Origin of the sequence: Streptomyces paromomycinus (genome assembly GCF_003865155.1) — a bacterium.
Taxonomy (GTDB): Bacteria; Actinomycetota; Actinomycetes; order Streptomycetales; family Streptomycetaceae; genus Streptomyces; species Streptomyces chrestomyceticus.
The window spans coordinates 2,072,025-2,097,080 of record NZ_BHZD01000001.1 but is presented as its reverse complement, the minus strand read 5'-3'; the positions used below and the strand labels follow the sequence as shown (position 1 = coordinate 2,097,080).

The window sequence follows — 25,056 nt, the reverse complement described above, 5'->3', positions numbered from 1 at the left end:
GGCCGGGCAGCCGTACGCGGTGCCGGTCACCGCCGTACGGCTGCCCGCCGCAGGCGCCTGGGCCGTCCCCCGGGTCGTGCAGCCGATGTTCCATCCCAAATCTCGCGGCGCGGTGCGCGCGTGACGCGAGGGCCCCTATGAACCTTGGGAGTAAGGCACCATGACCCAGCAGTTCCTGGAGCCGAAGACCACGGCGGACGACGCGGGCGCCGGCTCGCGGCAGCCCGCCGGCCGGTCCTGGCTCGACCGGTACTTCCACATATCCGACAGAGGGTCGACGGTCGCGCGCGAGGTGCGCGGTGGCATCACCACCTTCATGGCGATGTGTTACATCCTCCTGCTCAACCCCCTCATCCTGGCCACGCCGGACGTCGAGAAGCACACCCTGGCGAGCGCCGGGGTGGTGACGGCCACCGCGTTCGGCGCGGCGGTCTGCACCCTGCTGATGGGCTTCGTCGGCAAGGTGCCGCTGGCCCTGGCCGCCGGGCTGAACGTGTCCGCGGCGCTGACTTCGCAGGTCGTTCCGTACATGACGTGGCCGCAGGCGATGGGCATGTGTGTGCTGTACGGCGTCGTCATCATGCTCCTGGTGGTCACCGGCCTCCGTGAGATGATCATGAACGCCATTCCGCTGGCCCTCAAGCACGCCATCACCATGGGCATCGGAATGTTCGTCGCCCTGCTAGGCCTGGTGAAGGCCGGCTTCGTCGGCAAGGGCACCGGCGGCCCCGTACAGCTGGGCCTGACCGGCGAACTCTCCGGCTGGCCGGTCCTCTTCTTCGCCGTCACGCTGCTGCTGATCTTCATGCTCCAGGCCCGCGGCGTCCCCGGCGCCATTCTCGTCGGCATCGTCGTCGGCACGGTCCTGTCCGTCCTCGCCACCAGCCTCGGCGGCCTGACCGACAAGGACTGGGGCGGCACCTCGCCCGAGCTGCACGGCAGCGCGGTGGCCGCGCCCGACTTCGGGCTCTTCGGGCACGTCGAGTTCGGCGGCTGGGACCAGATCGGCGCGATCACCGTCGGCATGATCGTCTTCACCCTGGTGCTGGCCGGGTTCTTCGACGCGATGGCCACGATCATCGGCGTCGGTACGGAGGCCGGGCTCGCCGACGACAAGGGCCGGATGCCCGGCCTGTCCAAGGCGCTGTTCGTCGACGGCGCGGGCGGCGCGATCGGCGGTGTCGCGGGTGCGTCCGGACAGACCGTGTTCATCGAGTCGGCCAGCGGCGTCGGCGAAGGCGCCCGCACCGGCCTGTCCTCGGTCGTCACCGGCCTGTTCTTCGCGGCCTGCCTCTTCTTCACCCCGCTCACCCAGCTCGTGCCCGCCCAGGTCGCCGCGGCCGCCCTCGTCGTCATCGGCTCGATGATGATGGGCGCCGCCAAGCACGTGGACTGGAGCGACCGATCGGTGTCGATCCCGGTGTTCCTCACCGTGGCGCTGATGCCCTTCACGTACAACATCACCGCGGGCGTCGGTGCGGGCGTCATCGCCTACACCGCCATCAAGTCCGCCCAGGGAAAGTGGCGGGAGGTCGGCGCCTTCATGTGGGTACTCGCTGTGATCTTCCTCGTCTACTTCTCGCTGCACCCGATCGAGAACTGGCTGGGCGTCAAGTAACACCCGCCCCGCCACCACCCGTAAGGAGACCGACATGCTGGACATCGCCGACGAGCTGCACCGGTGGGCCCGGCAGGGACGACCCTTCGCGGTGGCCACCGTCGTGGCCACCTGCGGCAGCGCGCCCCGCCAGCCCGGCGCCGCCCTGGCCGTCGACCGTGACGGCACGGCGATCGGGTCGGTCTCCGGCGGATGTGTGGAGGGGGCGGTCTACGAACTGTGCCAGGAAGCGCTCCGCACCGGGGAAACCCTTCTCGAACGCTTCGGCTACAGCGACGAGGACGCCTTCGCGGTCGGCCTGACCTGCGGCGGCGTCATCGACATCCTCGTCACTCCGGTACGGCCGCACGACGCGGACGCATCTGACGCATCTGACACATCCGACGCACCGGACGCATCGGATGCACCGGGCGTACCGGACGCTCCTGAGGGCGGCGGCTCGACTCCTACGGAGGACGGCCGCGCGCCCCGTACGGAGCCCGCCACGGGCCGCGCCGCCACCCTCACCGCCGCCCTGTCCGCCGCGGCCTCGGGGGAAGCGGCGGCGGTGGCCAGGGTCGTCGGCGGCCCGGCCCGCCTCCTGGGCGGCGCCCTGCTCGTACGCGCCGACGGCAGCGTGACCGGTACCCTCGGCGGCCCCCCGGGTCTGGACCGCACCGCTGCCCACGAGACCCGCGCCCTGCTGGACGCCGGCCGCACCGCCACCGTCGAGATCGGCGCCGACGGCTCCCGCTGCGGCGAACCCGTCCGCCTCCTCGTCGAGACCTCCGTCCCCGCCCCGCGGATGATCATCTTCGGCGCCGTCGACTTCGCCGCCGCGCTGGTACGGGCCGGGAAGTTCCTCGGCTACCACGTCACCGTCTGCGACGCCCGCCCCGTCTTCGCCACCCGTGCCCGCTTTCCCGACGCGGACGAGATCGTCGTCGACTGGCCGCACCGCTACCTCGACACCCAGGAACCCGACGCCCGCACGGCCCTCTGCGTCCTCACCCACGACGCCAAGTTCGACGTCCCCCTCCTGGAACGCGCGCTGCGCCTCCCCGTCGCCTACGTCGGCGCCATGGGCTCCCGCCGCACCCACCTGGACCGCCTCGCCCGCCTCCGCGACATCGGCCTGACCGAACTCGAACTCAACCGCCTGCGGTCCCCCATCGGCCTCGATCTCGGCGCCCGCACCCCCGAGGAGACCGCCCTGTCCATCGCCGCCGAGATCATCGCCAACCGCCGCGGCGGCACCGGCGTCCCCCTGACCGGCGCCCACACCCCTATTCACCACGACCGTCCCGCGCCGCTGGACCGCATAGGGCCGGCTTCGGTGGCGTGAGGGTACGGAGCGGACGACGACGGCGGCGGCGTTCCCGAGGGCTGAGGAGGACGGCGAGCACGGCGGCCAGGAGGGGGACCAGGAGCGCGGTGCGGTAGGCGGTGAGGAGACCGCCGTCGCCGGGGGCCGTGGCGGCGCCCGCGACGGCCGTGGCGACGGCGGTGGCCGCCGACAGGCCGAGCGCGGCGCCGAACTGCAAAGACGTGTACAGGAGTCCGGCTGCCAGCCCCTGTTCGCGTTCGGCGACGCCGTCCGTGGCGGTCATCGTGAGCGGCCCGTGGACCAGCGCGAAGGCGACACCGATCAGCAGGACGCTCGGGAACATCGCCGCGTACGCGCGGTCCATGCCGAGTGGCAGGAAGGCGGCGTACGCGACGACCGCCAGCAGCAGACCGCCCAGGATCACCCGCGCGGTGCCGAACCGCCGGACGAGCCGGGGCGTCAGCAGCGGCGCGAGGACCACGTCGGCACCCATGGCCAGCATCGCGAAGCTCGTCTGCAATGTGGACCAGCCGCGTAGTTCGCGCAGGTAGAGCACGGCGATGAACTGGAACCCGAAGAAGCCGGCGGTGAACAGCAGCCCGGTGAGGTTGGCGCGCACCAGCGATCGCGTACGGAAGATGCCCGGCCGCACCAGCGGCGCCGGCGACCGGCGCTCGATCAGCACGAACGCGAGCAGGAGGACGAGGGAAGCGGCGAGGGTGGCCAGGGTCTGGACCGGCGGGGCGTGGCCGGCGCGCTCGACGGTCAGGACGAACAGGAGGATGGCGGCGGTGACGGTGACGGCGCCGGGGAGGTCCAGGCGGGGGCGTGCCGCTGCGGTTGTTCCGGCCGTACGCATCTTCTGCGCACCGTGCGTCTCCTCCGTACGCGGAATGAGCGGCAGCCCCGCGGCGAGGATCAGCGCGGCCAGGACGACCGGGGCGAAGAACACCCACCGCCAGTCGGCCGCCGTGAGCAGGCCCCCGACGACCAGGCCGACCGAGAAGCCGCCGCCCCCGGTGCCCGAGTAGACCAGCAGTGCCGTGGTGCGCTGCCGCCCCGCGGGAAAGCCGGTGGTGATGACGGACAGCCCGGCGGGCATCAGGAACGCGGCGCAGGTGCCGGTCACGAACCGGGCGAGGACGAGCGTCCAGCCGTCGCCCGCGAGTCCGCCGAGGCCGGAGAAGACGAGGAAGACCGCGAGCGGCAGCAGGAACATCCGGCGCCGTCCGAACAGGTCGGCCGCCCGCCCGCCGAGCAGCATGAAGCCGCCGTAGCCGAGCACGTACGCGCTCATCACCCACTGCAACTCACCGGTGGACAGGCCGAGTTCGGCCCGGATCGACGGCAGTGCCACGTTCAGCATGGCGACGTCGATGCCTTCCAGGAAGATCGCTCCGCACAGCACCAGCAGCACGCCCCGGCTGCGGCCGCTCATACGGTCGCCGTCCTCGGGCGGCAGGGTGGCGGTGATCGGGTCCATGATGCGGTTCCCCCGTGCCGGTCGGTTACCTCTTGTTACCGACCGCATCTTCCGGCACCGTGAACCACCATGGAAGAAGGCACTTCGAAGTCACCCGGGCACACCGGAGTAACCCGTCCGGCCGAGCCGTGCGGCGACGGCGCGCACGGCACGGTCCCCGGAGCCGAGTGCGACTACGACGCCCGGCAGTGGGACGTACGGGAGGGCTGCGAGGTCCGGCAGATCCTCGACCGGGTCGCCGACAAGTGGTCGTTGCTCGTCATCGCGCTGCTGGACCGCCGTACGCTGCGCTTCACCGAACTGCGCCGCGAGGTCGACGGCATCAGCCAGCGGATGCTGACGGTCACCCTGCGCCAGCTCGAACGTGACGGCCTCGTCCGCCGCACGGTGCACGCGGTCGTCCCGCCCCGGGTCGACTACGAGCTGACGCCGCTGGGCGCGACCCTGCACGACACCATTCAGGCACTGGTCACCTGGACCGAGGAGCACCAGGAGGAGATCGCCGAGGCGCGCGCGGTGTACGACCGCCGCGAACGGGACCAGGGGCAGCGGGAGAGCTGAGGAGGAGCGACACCTCAGCGCGCCGCGTGCAGCTCAAGGTCCACCAGCAGCGCCCGGTGGTCGGTGTCCGGCAGGTCCAGGAAGCGGGCCGCGCGGGGGCACAGGGCGTCGCTGACCAGGACGTGGTCGATCTGGGCGCCCAGTACGGGAGTGGTGCGGGCGGGCCAGGACGGGGTGCGGGGGCTGCCGGCCCGCCGGGCGCTGTCGTGCAGACCGGTGTCCAGGACGGCCCGGAAGGCGGCGTGGTCCTGGGAGGAGTTGAAGTCGCCCGCGACGATGAGGGGTTCGGGGCCGCGGGACGCGGCGAGGTCGCGGAGGCGGCCCAGTTCGGAGCGCCAGGTGTGCAGGGAAGCGGGCAGCGGGGGCATGGGGTGGGCCACCTGGAAGCGCAGGCGGTGGCCGGAGACGGTGACGGCCGCGCGGGGCATGGCGAGTTCGCCCGCCACCGCGCCGTCCGGTCGCAGCGGGAACCGGCTCAGTACGGCGGAGCCCTCGGACGCGCCGTACCCGGCGAGCAGGCGGAAAGGGTAGGCCGCGCGGACGGCGCGGGAGTCCAGGGCCGTGGTGCAGCGCTCCGGATCGCACTCCTGGACCGCTACGAGGTCGGGGCGCTCCCGCCGCAGCGCGGCCAGCAGCCCGTCCGTGGCACGGCCGAATTCGAGGTTCGCGGTGAGGACGCGGAGGCGGGTGAGGGGCGCACCGGGTGACGCGGGGGCGTCGTCGCCGTACGGCCGGACGAACGCGGCCAGGCCGATCAGCACGGCGGCGGCCCAGAACAGGCCCGGCCGCCAGCGCGCCGCGAAGGACAGCGCCAGGGCGAGCCCGGCGGGCACCAGCAGCCAGGGCAGGAAGGCGAGCAGCTGCGGTACGGGCGTCACGCCGTCCGCACCGGCGGCGCGGAAGACGAGGGGAACGGTGGCGAAGACGAGCAGTACGGCCGCCACGGCCAGGACCGCCCGCCGCTGCCGCCGTGGTGCCGTGCCGGTCGCAGCGGCCGTGGCATTTCCCGTCGCCATAGGACGATGATGCCGTACCGGAAGGCGGGTGCGAGGCGCATCACAGCGGCGCTTGGCGAATTCTTGGCCAAAAGGGGGAGGGGGTGGCGGGCCGGGTATGGCATTATTCGGTGGTGCGGGTGCCGGAACGCGCGGTGCCCGGGTTTGTGTCCGCGCGAGCAAGGAGGTGATCGGGATGAGTCCCGAAGGAAGTCCTTGCCGCAGCGTTGCAGTGTGCTGACTGCTGAATTCCCCGTGAGCTGACACCGGCGTCCCGTAAGGGCCCCGGTGTACCGCCGCGCTGTGTGCCACCACCGCTGAGAAGTACCGGGTGCCTGCTGCCGGAAACCGCCGAGCGCGGCGGTGACGGCGGCCGCCGGTGGGTGTCGCCCCCGGCTGCTTCTTCTCCGCGTTCCGTATATCCGTGCCCTTTTCCGTGCGTCGCGCACCACGCGCCGCGCACGGAAATGCGCACGGCTGCACCGTGGTGCTTTTCGGCGTGCGCGCGCTCTTTTCCCTTTCCCGTGATTTCCCATCACCGACAACCGCAATTCCCTGTGCCGGGACCCTGCGCCACCGGGCCGTGCCGTCATGCCTTCATGCCGTCATGCCCCGATGCCGCCGCGCCCCTGTACGGAGGGAGGTTCTGCCATGACCGACCTGCTCACCCCCGAGAAGCTCGCTCCGCCGGGCCGCCGCCCGCGCCGCCGGGAGCGGAAGGCCGCCGAACTGGAGGCCCGCACCCGCGCCGTCGGCGAGCACCTGGCCGCGATCAGCGCGCGCTCCGCGTCCCGGGTCCTCCAGGACCTGCGCACCGGACGCGACGGTCTGCTCCAGGAGAACGCCGAGGCCCGTCTGGAGCACGACGGCCCCAACGTCGTCGCGCACGAGCGTCCGCCGCGCTGGTACGTGCAGCTGGCGAAGGCGTTCTGGAACCCGTTCATCCTCGTGCTCATGGGCCTGGCCGCCGTCATGTCGGTGCAGTGGCTCCAGGCCGCCGACGAGGAGTCCTTCGACCCGAAGATCCCGATCCTCGGCGCGATGGTGCTGATCAGCGCCTTGCTGCGGTTCTGGCAGGAGTACCGCTCGGGCAGCTCGGCCGCCGCGCTGCGCGCCCTGGTCACCACGACCACCGCCGTACAGCGCCGGGCCGCCCGTACGGAGGCGCCGGCCACCGTGGAGATTCCGGTGGCGGACGTCGTACGCGGCGATCTCGTCGTGCTGGCCGCCGGTGACCTCGTACCGGCCGACCTGCGGCTGCTGACCGCCAAGGACCTCATGATCGCCCAGGCCGCGCTCACCGGCGAGTCGCTGCCCGTCGCCAAGGCCGACACCCGGACCGAGGACCACGGTCAGCACGCGACCGCCGATCCGGTGGAGGCGGACAACCTGGCGCTGGCGGGCACCTCCGTCACCTCCGGCACCGCGACCGGCGTGGCCGTCGCCACCGGGCGGGACACCTACTTCGGGTCGATGGCCGGTTCGCTGACCGGCGAGCGCCCGGAGACCAGCTTCGACGCCGGGGTGAAGAAGGTCAGCTTCCTGCTGATCCGTTTCATGCTGGTGATGGTGCCGCTGGTGTTCGCCGTCAACGGCCTCACCAAGGGCGACTGGGCCGAGGCGGTGACCTTCGCGGTGGCCGTCGCGGTGGGCCTGACGCCCGAGATGCTGCCGATGGTGGTCACCACCAACCTGGCGCGCGGCGCGGTCGCCATGGCGAAGCGCAAGGTCGTCGTCAAGCGCCTGAACGCCATCCAGAACCTCGGCGCGATGGACGTGCTGTGCACGGACAAGACCGGCACCCTGACCGAGGACCGCGTCGTCCTGGACCGCTGCCTCGACGTACGCGGCCACGAGGACGGCGAGGTACTGGAGTACGCCTACCTCAACAGCCACTTCCAGACGGGGCTGCGCAACCTCATGGACCAGGCCGTCGTCGAGCGGATGCACGAGGCCGAGGAGGTGGTCGTCGACGCGCGGTTCACGCTGGTCGACGAGGTCCCCTTCGACTTCGCGCGGCGCCGGATGTCGGTGGTGCTGCGGCGCGACGACCTCGAAGGACCGGCCGCCGAACACCTCCTCGTCACCAAGGGCGCGGTGGAGGAGGTCCTCGCGCTGTGCACCCACCTCACCGACGGCGGGCAGCGGGCGGAGCTGACCGACGCACTGCGCAAGCAGGTCGCCCTGACCGCCGAGAACCACAACCGGCAGGGCCTGCGGGTCCTGGCGGTGGCGACCCGTACGCTGCCCGCCACCCGCGAGACGTACGGCGTCGCCGACGAGGAGGGGCTGACCCTGCGCGGCTTCCTGGCCTTCCTCGACCCGCCGAAGCGGGATGCCGCCGAGGCCCTGCGGACGCTGGCCGGCAGCGGTGTCGCCGTCAAGGTCGTCACCGGCGACAACGAGCTGGTCGCGGCGCGGGTGTGCGCCGATGTCGGTATCGACGTGGGCACCGTCGTCACGGGCCCGTACCTCGACCTCCTCGACGAGTCGGAGCTGGCCGCCCTGGCCCGTACGACGACCGTGTTCGCCAAGGTCAACCCCGTACAGAAGGCCCGGATCGTCCGCGCCCTCCAGGGCGCCGGGCACACCGTCGGCTTCCTCGGCGACGGCATCAACGACGCCGCGGCGCTGCGCGAGGCGGACGTCGGTGTCTCGGTCGACACGGCCGTCGACATCGCCAAGGAGTCCGCCGACATCATCCTGCTGGAGAAGGACCTGACCGTCCTCGGACAGGGCGTCCTCCAGGGGCGCCGGACCTTCGGCAACACCGTCAAGTACATCAAGATGACGGCCTCCTCGAACTTCGGGAACGTCTTCTCGGTGCTGGCCGCCTCCGCCTTCCTGCCGTTCCAGCCGATGCTGGCCACCCAGCTGCTCGTGCAGAACCTCTGCTACGACATCTCGCAGCTCGCCACGCCCTGGGACCGGATGGACGAGGAGTACGTGCGCAAGCCGCGGACCTGGGACGCCCGGGGCATCGGACGCTTCATGCTCGTCCTGGGCCCGACCAGCTCGGTCTTCGACATCACCACCTTCCTGCTGATGTGGCACGTCTTCGGGGCGGACAGCGCGGCGCACCAGGCGCTGTTCCAGTCCGGCTGGTTCGTCGAGGGGCTGCTGACGCAGACGCTCGTGGTGCACATGCTGCGCACCCGCAAGATCCCGTTCGTCCGGTCCCGGGCCACCCGGCCGGTGCTGCTGATGACCGCCCTGGTCATGGCGTTCGGCATCGCCCTGCCGTTCTCGCCGCTGGCCCCGGCCCTCGGCCTGACGGCACTGCCGCCGAGCTACTTCCCGTGGCTGGCCGGGACGCTGCTGGCGTACTGCCTGCTGACCCAGGGGGTGAAGACCTGGTACATCCGCCGGTTCAACACCTGGCTGTGAACCGCCGATGCAGAAGGCCGACAGAGAAAGCCGGCAGCGCAAGGGGCCGCCTCCGGGCGGCCCCGCACCGGCGCACGGAGGAGGAGCGCGATCATGGTGAACGAGTGGCAGCTGGCCGGCAACATCGCCGCCGGCCTGGGATTCGGCGCGGTCATCGGCCTGGAACGGCAGTGGCGCGCCCGGATGGCGGGACTGCGCACCAACGCGCTGGTCGCCGCCGGTGCAGCGCTGTTCGTCCTGCTGTCCCAGTACGGCTTCGCGGCCGCGACCAGCACCACCGGCTACGACGGATCACGGGTCGCCGCGCAGATCGTCTCCGGCATCGGCTTCCTCGGCGCCGGCGTCATCATGCGCGACGGACTGAACGTCCGCGGCCTGAACACCGCCGCCACGCTGTGGTGCTCGGCCGCGGTCGGCGCCCTGGCGGGCACCGGGCTGTACGTGGTCGCGGCGCTCGGCACGGCCGGGGTGGTCGGCGCGAACCTGGTGCTGCGGCCGCTCGGCCGGCGGATGGACCGGGAGCCGGGCGGCGGCGCGGAGGTCTCCACGGACTACTACTTCGAGGCGGTGTGCCTCGAAACCGAGGAGGCGCACATCAGGACGCTGGTCGTGCAGGCCGTCACCCGGCCCGGCTTCCGGCTGCGGGCGGTGCACAGTCGTGACGAAGGCACCGCCCGGCCGGACGAGGGGACCCCGCCGAAGGTCACCGTCGCCGCCGAGCTGACCACCGAGCGGCGCGACGACAGCCTCCTCGAAGAGGCGGTCAGCCGGCTGTCGCTGGAGCCCGCGGTGTCCGCCGTGAGCTGGACCGTCCTGAACAACCCGGACGGCGGCGAGGGGGACTACGACGAGCCGTACGGCGCGGACTACGGCGACCGCGGGCGGAACGGGCGCCGCCACCGGGTGCGGGACTTCTTCTCGGGGCCGGGCGGGCCCGGCGGCCCGTCGCGCAAAAACGGGTGACGGCGTGCGGGGCCCGGCGTTACCGTCCCTCAGGTGACCACGGACATCCGGGACGTCCCCGAAGCCCACGTCGACCGGGCACTCGACCTCGCACACCTCGCGTTCCACGTGACGGCCGGCGACGCCACCCGCAAGCGCCGGCGCGAACTGCTGCTGAACGCCGAGCGGGTGGGCGCGTACGACGACGAGGAGATCGTCGGCTTCGCCGCGGCGCACCGCCTGGGCCTCTCCGTGCCGGGCGGCGAACTCCCCGCCGTAGAACTGGACTTCGTCTCGGTCGCGCCCACCCACCGGCGGCGCGGCGTGCTGACCGGCATGATGGGCGAACTCTGGCGCCGCTGCGCCGCCGACAACCGGCCGCTGGCCTGCCTGTGGGCGTCGGAGGAAGCGATTTACGGCCGCTTCGGCTTCGGTCCCGCCACCGAGGCGTACCACGTCGAGATCAACACCACCCGGCCCCTGGACCTGCGCATCACGCCCGACCGGCGTCCGCTGCGGCTGCTCGCCCCGGCGGACGCCGTCGCCGTACTCGCGCCGCTGTACGAGGCGGGCCGGGCGCGGCGCGGCGGGCGGCTCTCCCGCGACGAGGCGTGGTGGCGGCGCGCGCTGCGCCCCGGCGACGAGGACGGGGACGACGCGAAGGACGGACCGGCGCGCGTCGTCGTCCTCGGCGACAAGGACGCACCCGCCGCCGGATACGCCGTCTACCGGGTGGGGGAGAAGGGCACCGTCACCGTCGAGGAACTGGAGGCCGACGACGCGCCGGCCGCCGCCGCCCTCTGGTCCTACCTCGCCTCCATCGACCTGACGCGCAAGGTACAGGCCTGGGCGGTTGCCCCCGACGACCCGCTGCTGCTCTTCGCCGCCGACCGGGACCAGGTGCGCGTCACCGGCCAGTGGCCCGCGATGTGGCTCCGGCTGGTGGACGTGGCACGGGCCCTGACCGCCCGCTCCTGGGCCGCACCCGTCGACCTCGTACTGGAAGTGCGCGACGCCGCCCTGCCCGCCAACGCCGGCCGCTTCCGGCTGACCGCCGATCCGTCCGGCGCCGCCTACGCACCCACCGGCGACCGGGCCGACCTGGCCCTGGACGTACGGGACCTGTCGGCCTGCTATCTCGGCGGTGTCCGGCTGCGCCGGTCGGTCCACGCCGGCCTGGTCGAGGAACGCACGCCCGGCGCGGCCCGGCTGCTGGACGCCGCGCTGGAGACGGAGTACCTGCCGTTCGCCGGTGAAGGCTCCTGAGGATCGGGAACGGCCGGGGACCGCTGGGTGCGGTCCCGGTGGCCGGAAGCGGCGCGCCGTACCGCCCCCGCCGTTTGGGTGCGGTGCGGCCGGGCACCCGGCGCCGTGTTCCGAGTCCCGATCGTGCGAAGGAGCGTTCCATGACCGACATCTGGGGCTACCCGGCCGGCGCCGGCCACACCGCCGGCACGGACCTCGCGGGTTACAAGGTCGAGGCCACGGACGGCAGCATCGGCAAGGTCGACAAGCACTCCGACGAAGTGGGCTCCGCCTGGATCGTGGTCGACACCGGAGTCTGGATCTTCGGCAAGCACGTCCTGCTGCCGGCCGGCGTCATCGCGTCCGTGGACACCACCGAGCGCAAGATCCATGTCTCCCGCACCAAGGAAGAGATCAAGAACTCCCCGGAGTTCGACAAGGAGAAGCACCTCGGCAACCCGGACTACCACCAGCAACTCGGCTCGTACTACGAGCCGCACCACAAGTGACCGGCCCGGCCTGACCTGCCGTCGGCCGAGGACGGGGCCTCCGGGCCCGGTCCTCGGCCGTGCTGTGCCGTAACCCCGCCCTTGCCGTACCGAGGCGCGCTCAAGCGGCGGGCAGATGGGCCTCGGCGAAGGCGACGGCGTCCGCGACGGCCTGGTCGGCGGCGGGCAGGTGACCGGCGAGCAGATGCCACACGTGTCCCATCCGCGGTGCGACGTCCAGCCGGACGGGCACCGCGTCCTCGGCCAGCTTGGCGGCCAGCCGGACGGCGTCGCTGAGCATGACCTCGTGCCCGCCGACCTGGATCAGGACCGGCGGCAGCCCGCGGGTGTCGGCGAAGACGGGGGAGGCCAGCGGACTGTTTCGCGGGGCGCCGCCCAGGAAGGCGTCCGCGGCACGGCGCAGCCCCGCACGGCTGACGGACGGATCGACGCCGTCGAGGGTGCGCAGCGTCGCCCCCGTATGTTCGAGGTTCGCCCAGGGCGAGACGGCGATCGAGGCGGCCGGGCGGGGAAGCCCCTGGTCGCGGGCCGCGACCAGGACACTGACCGCCATGGCGCCGCCGGCCGAGTCGCCGGCGAACACCACGTTCTCGGGCGCGGCACCCTGCGTCAGCAGCCAGCGGTAGGCCGTTACGGCGTCGTCGACGGCGGCGGGGAAGACCGCCTCGGGAGCGAGCCGGTAGTCCGGCACCAGGACGCGGGCGCGCAGCCGCCGGGCGAGACCGCCGGTCAGGCCACGGTAGCCCTGCGGATCGCCGACGAGATAGGCACCGCCGTGCAGGTAGACCAGATGCCTGCCGGGGACGGCGTCCGCGGGGACCGCCGACTCGGCGGCCACCCCGTCGGCGTCCACCGGGATGAACGTCACTCCGTCCGGCGCCGGAAAGCAGTCCTGGAAGAACTGCCGGTAGGCGAGCCGGGCGTCTTCCAGGCCGTCGGGCCCCTGCCCGGCGGCGGCGTCGATGACGCCGCCACTGCGAGCCGCCCATTCCCGGTAGAAGGCGGGGACATCGATCGTGACCATGTCTGGTGCTCCTCTTGCGCGGACGTACCGCGGCCGCGTTCCGGCCGCCCCGCGAGTCTCTGACCTTCACACTGATGTGAAGGTCAAGCGGAGGGGCCGGAAGCGGAGCCGTACGCTCAAGCGCATGAGGATCGGAGAGTTGGCAGAGCGCACCGGTATTTCCCGGCGTCTGCTGCGCTACTACGAGGAACAGCGGCTGCTCACGCCCGGACGGTCCGGCAACGGCTACCGTGCGTACGAGGAAGCGCATGTGGGCCGCGTGCTGCAGATCAAGGGACTGCTCGACGCCGGACTGCCGACCCGGATCATCCGGCAGATCCTGCCCTGCCTGGGCGGCCTCCGGAGCATCCACTTCGACGATCTGACACCGGAGATGACGGACGTTCTGGAACATGAACACGAGCAGCTGAGCCGGCGCATCGACTGTCTGACCCGCAACCGGGAAGCGATCGCCGGCTATCTGGAGACGGTACGGGGCATGCGGGCCCGCCGGGCGGTGGCCGCGCAGGGCCGGGACTGAACGGCCCACCCCGCCCGGCCTGCGGCGACAGTCCCGCCCGGCTCACGGCGGCCCCGCCGGACTCACGGCAGCAGCCCCGCCCGGCTCACGGCAGCAGCCCCGCCCGCCGCGCCGCCACCACCGCCTGGAGCCGCGAGTGCACCCCCAGCTTGCGCATGGCGGACCGCAGGTAGCTCTTGACCGTCTCCGGGCGCAGGCCCAGCCGTTCCGCTGTCGCCGCGTTGGTCGCGCCGGAGGCCACGCACGCCAGGACGTCCACCTCGCGCGGCGCCAGCACCGGGCCGTCCGGCCGGCCGGGCCCGCCCTCCGTTCGGCGGTGGCCGTCCTCCGTACGGCCGCGCCCGGGAGCGGACGCCGCCGCCAGCCGTCCGCACGCCGCCAGCAGCTCGTGCCGCAGTACCGGGTCGGCGACGCGCTGCGCCAGGGCCCGCAGGTCGCCGTGCGCCTCCCGGACCTCCTCCCAGGCCGCCGGGTCGGCGGCCGCGGGCTGCCGGGCGACCGACAGCAGCCGCTGCGCCTCGTCCTGGAGCAGCAGGGCCTGCTCCAGTTCGCGGGCCGCCTCCATCGCGGCGGACAGCGGGCGGTCACCGAGCTGTACGGGATGGCGCAGCGCCCCGTACAGCACCCCGCGCACCCGCCGCCGTACGACGACCGGCACCGCGAGCACGGAACACAGGCCCTCGGCCGCCACGGCGGCGTCGTACTCGTGGCTGATGACGGCGGACGCGTGGTAGTCGGTCACCGCGAAGGGGCGGGTGAGCTCGGCCGCCTTGCCGCCCAGGCCGTTGCCGTGCCGGACGGCCAGGCCGTGCAGCGCGGCGGTTCTGGCGCCGGTCAGCTCGCTGATGCGGTAGCGGCCGGTGCCGTACCGCAGTCCGCCGAACGCCACCGGCAGCCCGCTCGTCCGCCGCAGCCGCGACAGCGCCGCCCGTACGTCGGCGGACCCGCCGCACTCCGATTCGACCCGCACGCCGAAACCTCCGCTTCCCCCCGTTCGGGGGTGGTGAGACCTGCGTCACTGATTACACGATGGCGGTAGGCGGTGCGGCAATGAGGAGGACACATGGCGGACACGGATACGACAGGTGCGACGGGTGGTACGGACGGTATGGGTGGTGTTAAGGGGGTTACGGAAGTGACGGGAGCGGCGACGGCTTCGGACCCGACCGCCGAGTTCCGCGCGGCGCGCGACTTCCTCCTCCGCCACCGCGAGGACTACGCCGCCGCCCGCGCGGGCTTCACCTGGCCCCGCCCCGCGTACTTCAACTGGGCGCTGGACTGGTTCGACCGCATCGCCGACGGCAACGGCCGCACCGCCCTGCACATCGTCGAGGAGGACGGCACCCACACCCGCCGCACCTTCGACGAACTGCGCCGCGTCTCGGACCGGGCCGCCAACTGGCTGGCCGCACAGGGCGTGCGGGCCGGCGACCGGATCGTGGTCATGCTCGGCAACCAGGCCGAGCTGTGGGAGACCGCCCTCGCGGCGATGAAGCTGCGGGCCGTCGTCATCCCCGCCACCCCGCTGCTCGGCCCGCTCGACCTGGCCGACCGCGTCGAGCGGGGCCGGGCCCGGCACGTGCTCGTACGGGCCGCGGACACCGGCAAGTTCGCCGGCGTGCCCGGCGAGTACACCCGGATCGCGGTCGGCGGGGACGCCGCGACGGCCGCCGCGGGCTGGCTCGCCTACGAGGACGCGTACACCGCCCCCGAGACGTACGAGCCCGCCGGCCCCACCCGGGCCGACGACCCCCTGATGCTCTACTTCACCTCCGGCACCACGGCCCGCCCCAAGCTCGTCGAGCACACCCACACCTCCTACCCCGTCGGCCACTTGGCGACGATGTACTGGATCGGCCTGAAACCCGGCGACGTCCACCTGAACATCTCCTCACCCGGTTGGGCCAAGCACGCCTGGTCCAATCTCTTCGCCCCCTGGAACGCCGAGGCCACCGTCTTCATCCACAACTACACCCGCTTCGACGCGGCCCGGCTGACGGCCGAGATGGACCGGGCCGGCGTCACCAGCTTCTGCGCCCCGCCCACCGTCTGGCGGATGCTCATCCAGGCCGACCTGACGGCCCTGAAGAACCCGCCGCGCGAGATCGTCGCGGCCGGCGAACCGCTCAACCCGGAGATCATCGAACGGGTACGGGAGGCGTGGGGCGTCACCATCCGCGACGGCTTCGGGCAGACCGAGACCGCCGTCCAGGTGGCCAACACCCCGGGCCAGCCCCTCAAACCGGGCTCCATGGGCCGCCCCACCCCCGGCTTCGAGGTCGTCCTGCTGGACCCGGTCACCGGCGAGCCCGCCGACGAGGGCGAGATCGCCCTCGACCTGTCGGCCCGGCCGGTGGGCCTGACCACCGGCTACCACGGCGACCCGGAGCGCACCGCAGAGGCGATGGCCGACGGCTACTACCGCACCGGTGACATCGGCTCGCGGGACGCCGACGGCTATGTCACGTACATCGGGCGCCGGGACGACGTCTTCAAAGCATCCGACTACAAGATCTCACCCTTCGAGCTGGAGAGCGCACTGCTGGAGCACGAAGCGGTCGCCGAGGCCGCCGTGGTGCCCGCGCCGGACCCCGTACGGCTGGCCGTACCCAAGGCGTACGTGGTGCTGGCGGCCGGCTGGGAGCCTGGCCCGGAGACCGCGGCGGAGCTCTTCGCGCACTCCCGCGCGGTGCTCGCCCCGTACAAGCGGGTGCGGCGGCTGGAGTTCGCCGACCTGCCCAAGACGGTCTCCGGCAAGATCCGCCGTGTGGAGCTGCGCGAGCGCACCGCCGAAGAGGGCGGCGGCGCCGCCGAGTACCGAGAGGAAGACCACCGATGACCGACATGAGCAGGCCGCCGAGCCACCCGCCGGGACCGCGGGAGAGCGGCGCGGAGCAGCGCCGGGAGGCGTACACACGGGGGGAGACCGGCCGGCCGCTGCTCGACCGGACCATCGGCGCCGACCTGGACCGCGCGATCGGCCGGTTCGGCGACCGCGAGGCGCTGGTGGACGTGGCGGGCGGGCGCCGCTGGACCTACACGGAGCTGGGACGCGCGGTGGACGAGGTCGCGCTCGGCCTGCTCGCCAAGGGCGTCCGCAAGGGCGACCGGGTCGGCATCTGGGCGCCCAACTGCCCCGAGTGGGTGCTGGTGCAGTACGCCACCGCCCGCATCGGCGCCATCATGGTCAACATCAATCCCGCCTACCGTGTGCACGAATTGGCGTATGTGCTCAAGCAGGCCGGGATGAGCGTGCTGGTCTCCGCCGTCGCGCACAGGAGCAGCGACTACCGGCGGATGATCGAGCAGGTACGGGCCGAGAGCCAGGCCCTGCGCGACGTGGTCTACATCGACGACCCGACCTGGGACGGCCTGCTGGCGGCCGGCGCCGGGGTGCCGCGGGAGAAGCTCGCCGCCTGCGCGACGGAGCTGTCGCCGCACGACCCGGTCAACATCCAGTACACCTCCGGCACCACCGGCTTCCCCAAGGGCGCCACCCTCTCCCACCACAACATCCTCAACAACGGCTTCTGGGTGGGCGAGACGGTCGGCTACACCGAGCACGACCGGGTCTGTCTGCCGGTGCCCTTCTACCACTGCTTCGGCATGGTCATGGGCAACCTCGGCGCCACCTCGCACGGCGCCTGCATCGTCATCCCGGCCCCCGCCTTCGACGCGGCGGACACCCTGCGGGCCGTCCAGGAGGAGCGCTGCACCTCCCTGTACGGCGTACCGACGATGTTCATCGCCGAACTGGACCATCCGGACTTCGCCTCGTACGACCTGTCGTCGCTGCGCACCGGCATCATGGCGGGCTCGCCCTGCCCCGAGGAGGTGATGCGGCGGGTCGTCTCCGAGATGCACATGGGCGAGGTCTCCATCTGCTACGGCATGACCGAGACCTCACCGGTCTCCACCCAGACCCGGCGCGACGACGACCTGGCGCACCGCACCGGCACGGTCGGCCGCGTCCTGCCGCACATCGAGGTCAAGGTGGTGGACCCGGTGACCGGCGCGACGGTACGGCGCGGCGAGCCGGGCGAGCTGTGCACCCGCGGCTACAGCGTGATGCTGGGCTACTGGGAGGAGCCGGAGCGCACCGACGAGGCGATCGACGCGGAGCGCTGGATGCACACCGGCGACCTCGCGGTGATGAACGACGACGGCTACCTGCGGATCGTCGGCCGCATCAAGGACATGATCATCCGGGGTGGTGAGAACGTCTACCCGCGCGAGATCGAGGAGTTCCTCTACACCCACCCCAAGATCGCGGACGTCCAGGTGGTCGGTGTCCCGGACGCCAAGTACGGCGAGGAGATCGCCGCCTGCGTCATCCTGCGCGACACCGCGGACGGACTCACCCGCGACGAGCTGGCCCGCTTCTGCCGCTCGCGCCTGGCGCACTACAAGGTGCCACGGTACGTCCACGTCCTCGACGCCTTCCCGATGACGGTCAGCGGCAAGGTCAGGAAGATCGAGCTGCGGCAGCGGCTGGCGGCGCGGCTGACGCAGGAGACGGAGGCCGCGGCCGGTCCGGCCGCCGCTCCGGAACCGTCCGGTCCCGTCGAAGCGGCGCAGACGTGACGGTCCGGCAGCACGGCCAGACGTAACGGCCAGACGTAACGGTCAGACGTAAGGACCAGACGTAACGGCAGGCACGGCCGGGCCGCGCGCCCTGGGATCAGGCGTGGCCCGGCCAGTCCAGCACGAGCTGCTGCGCACGCGGCAGCCGCGCGACGATCAGGTCGTACGAATCCTCGATCATGTCCAGCACCAGCCGGTCGTCCAGCGCCCCCGTCAGCGAGACGGTGTTCCAGTGCCGCTTGTTGAGGTGGTAGCCCGGCACGATCTCGGGGTGCGCGGCCCGCAGCCGCTCCGCCAGATCAGGGTCGCACTTCAGACTCACACTCAGCGGCCCGGCGTCCAGGCTGCTCAACGCGAAGATCTTCCCGCCGACCTTGAACGTGCACACCTCCTGGTGCCCGGGGAACGGAAACTCCTCGACCGCCCCGTTGAAGCCCAGGCAGACGGCCCGCAGCCGCTTCGCATCGAACATCCGGCCATTATCGCGCGCGAGGGCCGCGGCGGTGCCGGCGTACCGCTGACACGGGCCTCACGGCGCGGGCGGCAGCGGTACGGCGGTCAGAACGGCGGAAACCAGCACCACCGCGGCCAGCGCCGCCACCTCCGCACGGGCCGGTCCGGCCGCCGCCCCCGGCAGCGCCGCCTCCCGCCGCAACCGCCTGCGGGCGGCCAGCGCCAGCCCGCTCACGACCAGCACCAGCACCAGCTTGACCAGCAGGACACGCCCGTACGCCGTGCTGAACGTCTCCGCGAGCGGCAGCCGGCGCAGTGTGCTGCACACGCCGGTGACCGCGATCGCGGCGAACAGCAGCGCCGCCGGCCGGGCGTACCGCAGCAGCAACTCCCGCCCCGCTGCCGTCTCCTGCCGCCAGCACCACCGAGTCCGCAGTACGTACAGCAGGCCACCCGCCCAGAGCGCGGTCGACGTCAGATGGACGAGGGTGAGCGCGACGCCGACCTCCGGCGTGTCCGTCTCGGGGTGGGCCCGCAGTGCCTCGCCGAAGACGACGGCGGCGAGCGGAACACCGGCCCACCCCGGGCGGCGGGAAGCCGCGCACAGGGCGGCGAGCAGCAACGCGTTGGCCTCCAGGAGGGCCAGCAGACCGGTCCGGGTGGCGTACGCGTCGACCAGCGCCGGCCCCGACAGCCCCGCCAGCGGCGACCCGCTCCCCGCGACCAGCAGCAACTGCCCCACGGCCGCCGCCACTCCCACCCACGCGGCCCGCTTCGACCAGCCCCGCGGCAACCCGGCCGACGCGCCCCGCACGCCCCGCGCGAGCCGCACCCCGGCCAGCTCGCCGACCTGCACGCACAGCGCCGCCAGCAGCAGCGCCCGCAGCAGCGCGGTGGCCCCGTCCCCGGGTAATCGGATCTCGTACGACTCGTCGACCACGAGCCCCGTACCGAGCAGCGGCACGAGGACGGCGACGCAACCCGCCGCGGCGACGGCACAGACCCGTCGGGCGGGGGAGAGGCGCGCGGTCGTTTTGTCCGCCCTGCCCGTGCTGGAGGCATCGCCGCCGTCGTCGCCGCTCGTCGCGAGGGGCTTGGGGGTGGGCGGTGAGACCGGTTGACGTGGATTCATCCCGCGATGGTCCCCGTGGGGCGAAGTGCCGGGCAACCGGGGCGCACCCGCGGGTCACACAACCAGGCCACCGGCCCCCGGCCGCCCGCGTCAGCCATCCCCTGCTCGCGTCGGTCGACCCCGCCCGCGTCAGCCGTCCCGCCGCATGCAGACCCGCTCCCACCGGTCCAGCCCCAGCTCCGCCTCCCGGCGACGGATCGCGCGCAGGCCCTGCGTGAGGCCGGCCTCGTCCAGGACACGGAAGCCGAGCCGGGCGTAGTACGGGGCGTTCCACGGCACGTCCGCGAAGGTGGTCAGGGTGACCGACGGCAGTCTGCTGTCCCGCCAAGCGCGCTCGATGAGCGCCTGGCCGAGCCCGCGGCGCGCGCTGTCCGGATGGACGGACACCTGCTCGATGTGCGCGCAGCCGTCGACCGGCTCCCACAGCAGGTACGCGAGCGGCGCGCCGCCCGGTGCGGTGCAGACGACCAACGCCCGCCCCGCCTCCTGGTAGCGCGCCAACTCCGGCAGCGACGGCGGCTCGTCGTCAGCGATTGGCTCCATACCCACAGCACGGAACGCCTCCCCGGCCGCCCGCTCGATGTCACGCAGCAGGGGAAGGTCGTCGGGCACGGCCGGGCGGACGACGGGACAGGTCTCCATGACGTTCATGGACGTACCGTCGCAGGTGCCCCGGCGCACGGCAGCCGATTTTCGCTCAGCCGGTGGCCCGTGGAGCGCCCACGGACCGGGCGAAGTCGGCGAGCGTGCGGAAGTCGTCCTCCCGCAGACCGACCCGGGGGTTGACGTGGTGCAGCAGTCCTGGACCTCGGTGGTGCGCGGTCACATATGTCTGGTCCAGCTCGCTCTGTTCGTCGTCCACCCAGGCGAAAGGGCGGCTGTCGGCGTAGTTCACCAGCGGGCCGGTCTTCCAGTGGACGCCGTCCGGACGCTCCTGGAGCAAGACGTCGCCGAAGTCGACGAAGGGCAGTTCCGGAAGGCCGAGCACCGGTGCTATCCACCGATTGGCCTGGTCCATCCATGTGGTGGCCCAGCACAGCTGAAAACCGAGCCGGAGCAGGAATCGCCCGTGCTCCGGGTTGAGCCAGACCCGCAGGGGGCGCCGCCGGGACGCGAGGCCCGGGTCCCCCTCGTGGACGTCGTCGCGGGGCACCCTGAGCGTGGTGTAGCCGTCGGGACGCCGCTGCGGCTTGGCCGCATACGGGTTGAGCGGCCCGTCCACGTCGAGGAACAGCAGTGGTCGGTTCATGTGTCCCCCGGTTCTGCGCACTGTCGACTGCCCCGGTCAGCGTAGCGGCGAAGACCGTCCGGGCATGGGGCCGGAGGCGGTGCCGACCGAGGGCCCGGCGCCGCTGCGGAATTCCCTCAGGCAAGCCAGAGGGAATTCCGCCGATGACGCGCCGGCGGCACATCCACTGTCTCCGCGAGGTCGAGCATGCTGTCCTCGTCGGCGGAATGCACCCGCCGCAGCAGAATTCCGATCCGGGCCCGCAGGCGCTGGCGCGCCCGGCGTTCCTCCACGGCGGACCAGCGGGCCACGGAACGGTCCCGCTGGTGCCGGGGGAAGGAGCGGAAAGCCACCTGGCGGCGGACGGTACGCGGCCGTGGCCTCCTGGATTCGCGCGCCGCTTCGGCCGAGCTGCGGGCGCAGTACCTGAGATCGCGGACGACCACGGAACGCCAAGGGCCACTCGGCGGGCCGGCATCCGCATTCCGGCTGCGAGAAGGGGGAACATGATGCGCGGTGCGTGCCACGGGACTCCGTCGGTAGCGACCGCCAGGTATTTCCTGGCGGGCTACTTGAATCCCGTGGGCCCGGTCGCGCGGTGGTTGCTCACGTACGCGACTTTACCGCCCCCGTCAGCTTTGTCAGCGGCAAATCAGTGTTTGACGAGGCGGTCCGCCGAGCGCGTCACGAAGAACAGCAGGCCGGCCGTGAGCAGTGCCGCCACGACGGCCACGGAGGACACGGACCGGGCGTCGAGGCCGTGGCCGAGGGCCGTGTTCAGTGCGAGGACGAGGCCGGTGACCGACACCAGCGGGCCGGCGGCGTACCACGCGGCGAACACGAACGGTCCCGGGCCGCCCATCGGCGTGGCGCCACCGACGAACAGCAGGTCGGTACGGGCCGGTCCGCGGCACGCGCCGAAGACCGCCGCCGCCGCGAACGGCAGCGCGCACAGCGGCATGAGCAGGAGCGTCCACGCCGCGCCGGCCAGCGCGTACGGCACCGCCGCGAGCAGCCCCAGCAGCGCGCCGAGCACCGCGGGCACGAGCGTGTGATGCAGCATCAGCGTCCGCAGCCGGAACGGCGACCAGGCCGCCCGCCGTACGTTGTCGGTCTCCAGGCGGGCCGGTTCGGCGAGGGCACCGACCGCCGCGTATCCGCACAGCAGCCCCACGGCCAGGCCGAGGACCCGCTTCTCGCCCGCCGTCGCCGCGCCGAGTCCCGCCGCCGCGGCGGCAGCGGCCGTCCAGGCGACGGCGCGGCCCAGCCTTCCGGGCGCGCGCAGCAGGGCCAGCAGATCGCGCCAGACGACGACCAGGTGCCGGTTCCGCGGTGCCCGCAGGCGGAACCGGCGCTTCGGTTCGTCGCCGCCGGCCTCCAGGACAGCCAGTTTCGCGGCCCGCAGTTCCAGGGCGAACACCCCGGACGTGACGGCCGTGGCCGTCGCCGCGCGGCTGCGCAGCTGGGCGTTGGGTATGTGCGCGGCGTCCCGGTGCGCGTACAGGACGACCGCGGCGGTGACGGCCACGAGGAGGACGGTCGCGGCCGGCCACCCGGGCGCCGGTCCGCCCGTCACGGACACGACCGGCTGCGCCGCCCAGCCCCACGGGCCGGACCACAGCTCGGCCAGTTCCAGGGGCGCCCAGCGGTGGCCGGCGCCGGCCAGGGCGGCCTGGCCCGCGCCGAGAGCCAGCAGCAGGGCGGCCGGCGCGGTCGCACGCCGTACATACGGCGCAAGGTGCGGCCTGCGCTCCACCGCCATGCCGAGTGAGACGGCCAGCAGTGGCAGACAGACCGCTGCCGGGAGCAGGGCCAGGAGCCCGCCGCCGAAGGACGTCTGACCGGTGACCTGGAGGACCACGGCGGCGGCCACCGCCACCAGCAGCCCCGCGCCCACGGCCAGTCCGGCGGAGAGCCGGAAGCTGGGGCGCAGCACCGCTCCGCGCCGTACGGGCTGGGCGAGGAGCCAGCCGACGGAAGGCCCGGACACCACGACCGGCCCGCGCCACAGCGCGTCGCGCGCGGCGAGGACGGCCAGCCCGAGGGTGACGGCGACGAAGGCGGCGGGCAGAGCGCGCTGGAGGTCGGCGCCGAGGCTGCCGTGGTCCGCGCCGAGTTTCAGTTCGCGCAGGAAGCGGACGGCATAGCCGCTGCCGTACCCCAGGGCCGCGAGGACGACGCAGTAGACGAGGACGGCCCGGTCGCGGCGGCGCTGCCGGTGGTGGGCGCGGCGCTTGGCACGCAGCCAGTGCAGGGTCTCGGCGGTGCGGTCGTCGTCGGCCTCGTTCCAGACGGCCGGTTCCTCGGGCTGCCTCTCGACCTGTTCCTCGGCCTGCTCCGCCACCGCCCGCGCGTCCGTTTCCGTGGCGTGTCCCGTGTCACGTGCGGTCATGAGCGGACGCCCAGCTTCTCCAGCACCTCGGCCGGGCGGCCTTCTTCGACGACCTCGCCGTCCTCCAGCGCGACCATGCGGTCGGCGACCTCCAGGGCCAGCTCCGCCTGGTGCGTGGCGAGCAGGACGGCCACGCCGTCCGCCTTCTCGGCGACCAGCAGGGCGGCCAGGCGCGCGCGGGCGTCGGGGTCCAGCCGCTGCTCGGGCTCGTCGAGGACGAGCAGGTCGCGCGGCCGTACCAGCGCGGCGGCCAGCAGCAGTGACTGCAACTGGCCGGAGGAGAGCGAACCCGGCAGCGCATGGGCGTGACCGGCCAGCCGGCGGTCGGCGAGCACCTGGTCGATCCATCCCTGGGCGTCGTCCACGGCGTGCGCCACGGTGACGAGTTCCAAGTGCTCGCGGACGGTCAGATCCGGGTAGCAGGCGACGCTGTCGCCGACCACCGCGACCCGCGCCCGTACCTCCGGGTCGTCCTCGCTGACCTTGCGGCCCGCGAAACGGGCCGTGCCGGTGGTCGGCGCGTCCCGGCCGCACGCGATGCGCAGCAGGGTCGACTTGCCGGACCCGTTGTGGCCGAACAGGGCCGTGCAGCTGCCGGCGGCCAGGTCGAGGTCGATCGGGCGCAGTGCCTGCCGGTCGCCGTAGCGACGGCTGACGCCGCGCAGTTGCAGCAGCGCGTTCGCGCTGGTCCTGGCCTTCATGGGGGTGCTTTCCGTCGGCAGGATGGGGCGTACCCGACCTTAGAGCCCGGGTCCGGGCCGCCGCCGGGCGCCCGCCCGGGTGCGCGGCAGGCCCGGCAGCGTCCGGCCGGTGGAGCGGTGGCGTCAGTTGGTGGCGCCATGGCGCCATAACGGCGTTCCGGTGGTGCAGTGACGGTGATGCGACGGGGTGGACCTCCTCCGCCGAAGTGGTGTCGCACTGGCGTCATTGCGGCACTGTCGCGAGCCGTTCTGCGGTCAGTGCGACGCCATGGCGCGCGGATTCAGCGGTAAAGCTGCTGGTCAGTGCCGTGCCGAAAGGGAAAACGCCAATCTGGCTCGCGATGGCGCCATCGATGTGCCATGATGACGCCATGGACCTGACGCCCTACGTCGACACCCTCCGACAGGAGCTGGCAGTCGCCGCGGAAACCGGCGGCGAGGACGCCCGCGCCCTCGCCGAGCGGCTCGCCGCGCCCTTGGAATCCGCCGCCCGCCTGACCCTGCTCGACGCGCTGTCCGCCGCCATGGGCGAGGTCACGCGAGAACTGGCGCCGGGCTCGGTCGACGTACGGCTGCGCGGGGTCGACCCGGAGTTCGTGGTGACGGCGCCGCCCGCCCCCGAACCGTTCCGGGAGGCGCGGGAGCCGGTCACGGCATCCGGCGCGGCGATACCGCCACCGCCGCCCGCGGACACCGACGACGGCACCGTGGCGCGGATCAACTTCCGTCTCCCCGCCCAGCTCAAGGCCCGCGCCGAGGGCGCCGCGACCGTGGAGGGCCTGTCGGTCAACGCCTGGCTGGTACGGGCCGTGTCCACCGCCCTCGACGGCGGGGAGCGCGCCGGCCCGCCGGACCGCGCCCCGGACCCGGGCAGTCAGGGGCTCACCGGCTGGGCCCGCTAGAGCCGCCCACCGAGGCCCCACCCCACATCCACCGGCGGACCACCGACCCGCCGACCCCGCTCAGCACCCGCCTC

The 25,056-nt window shown here is 72.9% G+C and carries 22 protein-coding genes; 11 read left to right on the top strand and 11 right to left on the bottom strand.

The features are described 5' to 3' along the window. Positions 1-160: 160 nt before the first annotated feature. Positions 161-1,618, top strand: coding sequence for an NCS2 family permease (locus OEIGOIKO_RS08410; RefSeq protein WP_125053348.1), 1,458 nt, complete (start codon positions 161-163; stop codon positions 1,616-1,618). Positions 1,619-1,652: 34 nt separating this feature from the next. Then, positions 1,653-2,942 carry an XdhC family protein gene (locus tag OEIGOIKO_RS08405; RefSeq protein WP_125053346.1) on the top strand — a complete coding sequence of 430 codons (1,290 nt, stop codon included), beginning with the start codon at positions 1,653-1,655 and terminating at the stop codon, positions 2,940-2,942. Here OEIGOIKO_RS08405 and OEIGOIKO_RS08400 read toward each other — a convergent pair. Further along, positions 2,884-4,362, bottom strand: a complete 1,479-nt coding sequence (locus tag OEIGOIKO_RS08400; RefSeq protein ID WP_125058579.1) for an MFS transporter — start codon at positions 4,360-4,362, stop codon at positions 2,884-2,886. The genes OEIGOIKO_RS08405 and OEIGOIKO_RS08400 overlap by 59 nt on opposite strands. Before the next feature lie 114 nt (positions 4,363-4,476). Between OEIGOIKO_RS08400 and OEIGOIKO_RS08395 the strand changes: the two genes are divergently transcribed. Further along, complete coding sequence (locus OEIGOIKO_RS08395; RefSeq protein ID WP_125053344.1) at positions 4,477-4,968, top strand: winged helix-turn-helix transcriptional regulator; 492 nt, start codon at positions 4,477-4,479, stop codon at positions 4,966-4,968. Positions 4,969-4,982: 14 nt separating this feature from the next. On the opposite strand, the gene OEIGOIKO_RS08390 is transcribed toward OEIGOIKO_RS08395, so the two are convergent. Further along, positions 4,983-5,984, bottom strand: a complete 1,002-nt coding sequence (locus OEIGOIKO_RS08390) for an endonuclease/exonuclease/phosphatase family protein (RefSeq protein ID WP_125053342.1) — start codon at positions 5,982-5,984, stop codon at positions 4,983-4,985. A 630-nt stretch (positions 5,985-6,614) separates the two neighbouring features. On the opposite strand from OEIGOIKO_RS08390, the gene mgtA reads away from it, so the two are divergent. The 4 genes from mgtA (at position 6,615) to OEIGOIKO_RS08370 (ending at position 12,046) form a co-directional block, all read left to right on the top strand. Further along, complete coding sequence (gene mgtA / locus OEIGOIKO_RS08385) at positions 6,615-9,350, top strand: magnesium-translocating P-type ATPase (RefSeq protein WP_125053340.1); 2,736 nt, start codon at positions 6,615-6,617, stop codon at positions 9,348-9,350. A 93-nt stretch (positions 9,351-9,443) separates the two neighbouring features. Further along, the gene (locus OEIGOIKO_RS08380; protein ID WP_125053338.1) at positions 9,444-10,313 is read left to right on the top strand and encodes an MgtC/SapB family protein; all 870 of its coding nucleotides are present in this window, start codon (positions 9,444-9,446) and stop codon (positions 10,311-10,313) included. 33 nt (positions 10,314-10,346) lie between these two features. After that, positions 10,347-11,558, top strand: coding sequence for a GNAT family N-acetyltransferase (locus tag OEIGOIKO_RS08375; RefSeq protein ID WP_125053336.1), 1,212 nt, complete (start codon positions 10,347-10,349; stop codon positions 11,556-11,558). 140 nt (positions 11,559-11,698) lie between these two features. Continuing rightward, positions 11,699-12,046 (top strand): PRC-barrel domain-containing protein, encoded by a 348-nt coding sequence (locus tag OEIGOIKO_RS08370; protein WP_125053334.1) that lies wholly within the window; start codon positions 11,699-11,701, stop codon positions 12,044-12,046. Positions 12,047-12,146: 100 nt separating this feature from the next. On the opposite strand, the gene OEIGOIKO_RS08365 is transcribed toward OEIGOIKO_RS08370, so the two are convergent. Then, positions 12,147-13,070, bottom strand: coding sequence for an alpha/beta hydrolase (locus tag OEIGOIKO_RS08365; RefSeq protein ID WP_125053332.1), 924 nt, complete (start codon positions 13,068-13,070; stop codon positions 12,147-12,149). Positions 13,071-13,194: 124 nt separating this feature from the next. On the opposite strand from OEIGOIKO_RS08365, the gene OEIGOIKO_RS08360 reads away from it, so the two are divergent. Continuing rightward, the gene (locus tag OEIGOIKO_RS08360) at positions 13,195-13,590 is read left to right on the top strand and encodes a MerR family transcriptional regulator (protein WP_125053330.1); all 396 of its coding nucleotides are present in this window, start codon (positions 13,195-13,197) and stop codon (positions 13,588-13,590) included. Positions 13,591-13,675: 85 nt separating this feature from the next. On the opposite strand, the gene OEIGOIKO_RS08355 is transcribed toward OEIGOIKO_RS08360, so the two are convergent. Then, positions 13,676-14,560 carry a response regulator transcription factor gene (locus OEIGOIKO_RS08355; protein ID WP_125053328.1) on the bottom strand — a complete coding sequence of 295 codons (885 nt, stop codon included), beginning with the start codon at positions 14,558-14,560 and terminating at the stop codon, positions 13,676-13,678. A 165-nt stretch (positions 14,561-14,725) separates the two neighbouring features. On the opposite strand from OEIGOIKO_RS08355, the gene OEIGOIKO_RS08350 reads away from it, so the two are divergent. Both OEIGOIKO_RS08350 and OEIGOIKO_RS08345 read left to right on the top strand, forming a co-directional pair. After that, entirely contained in the window at positions 14,726-16,429 is a 1,704-nt protein-coding gene (locus tag OEIGOIKO_RS08350; protein ID WP_218039984.1) for an AMP-binding protein, read from the top strand. Beyond that, complete coding sequence (locus OEIGOIKO_RS08345) at positions 16,426-18,174, top strand: AMP-binding protein (protein WP_125053326.1); 1,749 nt, start codon at positions 16,426-16,428, stop codon at positions 18,172-18,174. The genes OEIGOIKO_RS08350 and OEIGOIKO_RS08345 overlap by 4 nt, the downstream gene beginning before the upstream one ends. Before the next feature lie 97 nt (positions 18,175-18,271). Here OEIGOIKO_RS08345 and OEIGOIKO_RS08340 read toward each other — a convergent pair whose 3' ends face one another. From OEIGOIKO_RS08340 to OEIGOIKO_RS08310, 7 genes are all read right to left on the bottom strand, one after another. Further along, positions 18,272-18,646 carry an MmcQ/YjbR family DNA-binding protein gene (locus tag OEIGOIKO_RS08340; protein ID WP_125053324.1) on the bottom strand — a complete coding sequence of 125 codons (375 nt, stop codon included), beginning with the start codon at positions 18,644-18,646 and terminating at the stop codon, positions 18,272-18,274. Positions 18,647-18,703: 57 nt separating this feature from the next. Continuing rightward, entirely contained in the window at positions 18,704-19,759 is a 1,056-nt protein-coding gene (locus OEIGOIKO_RS08335; protein WP_125053322.1) for a CopD family protein, read from the bottom strand. A 129-nt stretch (positions 19,760-19,888) separates the two neighbouring features. After that, on the bottom strand, positions 19,889-20,410 hold the full coding sequence (locus OEIGOIKO_RS08330; protein ID WP_246177270.1) for a GNAT family N-acetyltransferase: 522 nt from the start codon (positions 20,408-20,410) through the stop codon (positions 19,889-19,891). A gap of 46 nt (positions 20,411-20,456) precedes the next feature. Continuing rightward, entirely contained in the window at positions 20,457-21,008 is a 552-nt protein-coding gene (locus OEIGOIKO_RS08325) for a hypothetical protein (protein ID WP_125053320.1), read from the bottom strand. 116 nt (positions 21,009-21,124) lie between these two features. After that, entirely contained in the window at positions 21,125-21,340 is a 216-nt protein-coding gene (locus OEIGOIKO_RS08320; RefSeq protein WP_246177269.1) for a hypothetical protein, read from the bottom strand. A gap of 299 nt (positions 21,341-21,639) precedes the next feature. Further along, entirely contained in the window at positions 21,640-23,379 is a 1,740-nt protein-coding gene (locus tag OEIGOIKO_RS08315; protein WP_125053318.1) for a DUF6297 family protein, read from the bottom strand. After that, the gene (locus OEIGOIKO_RS08310; RefSeq protein WP_125053316.1) at positions 23,376-24,080 is read right to left on the bottom strand and encodes an ABC transporter ATP-binding protein; all 705 of its coding nucleotides are present in this window, start codon (positions 24,078-24,080) and stop codon (positions 23,376-23,378) included. The genes OEIGOIKO_RS08315 and OEIGOIKO_RS08310 overlap by 4 nt, the downstream gene beginning before the upstream one ends. Positions 24,081-24,451: 371 nt before the next feature. On the opposite strand from OEIGOIKO_RS08310, the gene OEIGOIKO_RS08305 reads away from it, so the two are divergent. Further along, positions 24,452-24,982: a type II toxin-antitoxin system HicB family antitoxin gene (locus OEIGOIKO_RS08305; protein WP_125053314.1), complete on the top strand. Its 531-nt coding sequence runs from the start codon at positions 24,452-24,454 to the stop codon at positions 24,980-24,982. Positions 24,983-25,056: the final 74 nt, after the last annotated feature.

Bases quoted from the DNA above. Each gene is read 5' to 3' on its own strand.
- OEIGOIKO_RS08380 (WP_125053338.1), top strand. From the start codon at position 9,444: ATGGTGAACGAGTGGCAGCTGGCCGGCAACATCGCCGCCGGCCTGGGA.
- OEIGOIKO_RS08310 (WP_125053316.1), bottom strand. From the start codon at position 24,080: ATGAAGGCCAGGACCAGCGCGAACGCGCTGCTGCAACTGCGCGGCGTC.
- OEIGOIKO_RS08400 (WP_125058579.1), bottom strand. From the start codon at position 4,362: ATGAGCGGCCGCAGCCGGGGCGTGCTGCTGGTGCTGTGCGGAGCGATC.
- OEIGOIKO_RS08365 (WP_125053332.1), bottom strand. From the start codon at position 13,070: ATGGTCACGATCGATGTCCCCGCCTTCTACCGGGAATGGGCGGCTCGC.
- OEIGOIKO_RS08325 (WP_125053320.1), bottom strand. From the start codon at position 21,008: ATGAACCGACCACTGCTGTTCCTCGACGTGGACGGGCCGCTCAACCCG.
- OEIGOIKO_RS08305 (WP_125053314.1), top strand. From the start codon at position 24,452: ATGGACCTGACGCCCTACGTCGACACCCTCCGACAGGAGCTGGCAGTC.
- OEIGOIKO_RS08335 (WP_125053322.1), bottom strand. From the start codon at position 19,759: ATGAATCCACGTCAACCGGTCTCACCGCCCACCCCCAAGCCCCTCGCG.
- OEIGOIKO_RS08340 (WP_125053324.1), bottom strand. From the start codon at position 18,646: ATGTTCGATGCGAAGCGGCTGCGGGCCGTCTGCCTGGGCTTCAACGGG.
- mgtA (WP_125053340.1), top strand. From the start codon at position 6,615: ATGACCGACCTGCTCACCCCCGAGAAGCTCGCTCCGCCGGGCCGCCGC.
- OEIGOIKO_RS08345 (WP_125053326.1), top strand. From the start codon at position 16,426: ATGACCGACATGAGCAGGCCGCCGAGCCACCCGCCGGGACCGCGGGAG.
- OEIGOIKO_RS08315 (WP_125053318.1), bottom strand. From the start codon at position 23,379: ATGACCGCACGTGACACGGGACACGCCACGGAAACGGACGCGCGGGCG.
- OEIGOIKO_RS08360 (WP_125053330.1), top strand. From the start codon at position 13,195: ATGAGGATCGGAGAGTTGGCAGAGCGCACCGGTATTTCCCGGCGTCTG.
- OEIGOIKO_RS08395 (WP_125053344.1), top strand. From the start codon at position 4,477: ATGGAAGAAGGCACTTCGAAGTCACCCGGGCACACCGGAGTAACCCGT.
- OEIGOIKO_RS08390 (WP_125053342.1), bottom strand. From the start codon at position 5,984: ATGGCGACGGGAAATGCCACGGCCGCTGCGACCGGCACGGCACCACGG.
- OEIGOIKO_RS08410 (WP_125053348.1), top strand. From the start codon at position 161: ATGACCCAGCAGTTCCTGGAGCCGAAGACCACGGCGGACGACGCGGGC.
- OEIGOIKO_RS08330 (WP_246177270.1), bottom strand. From the start codon at position 20,410: ATGAACGTCATGGAGACCTGTCCCGTCGTCCGCCCGGCCGTGCCCGAC.
- OEIGOIKO_RS08370 (WP_125053334.1), top strand. From the start codon at position 11,699: ATGACCGACATCTGGGGCTACCCGGCCGGCGCCGGCCACACCGCCGGC.
- OEIGOIKO_RS08405 (WP_125053346.1), top strand. From the start codon at position 1,653: ATGCTGGACATCGCCGACGAGCTGCACCGGTGGGCCCGGCAGGGACGA.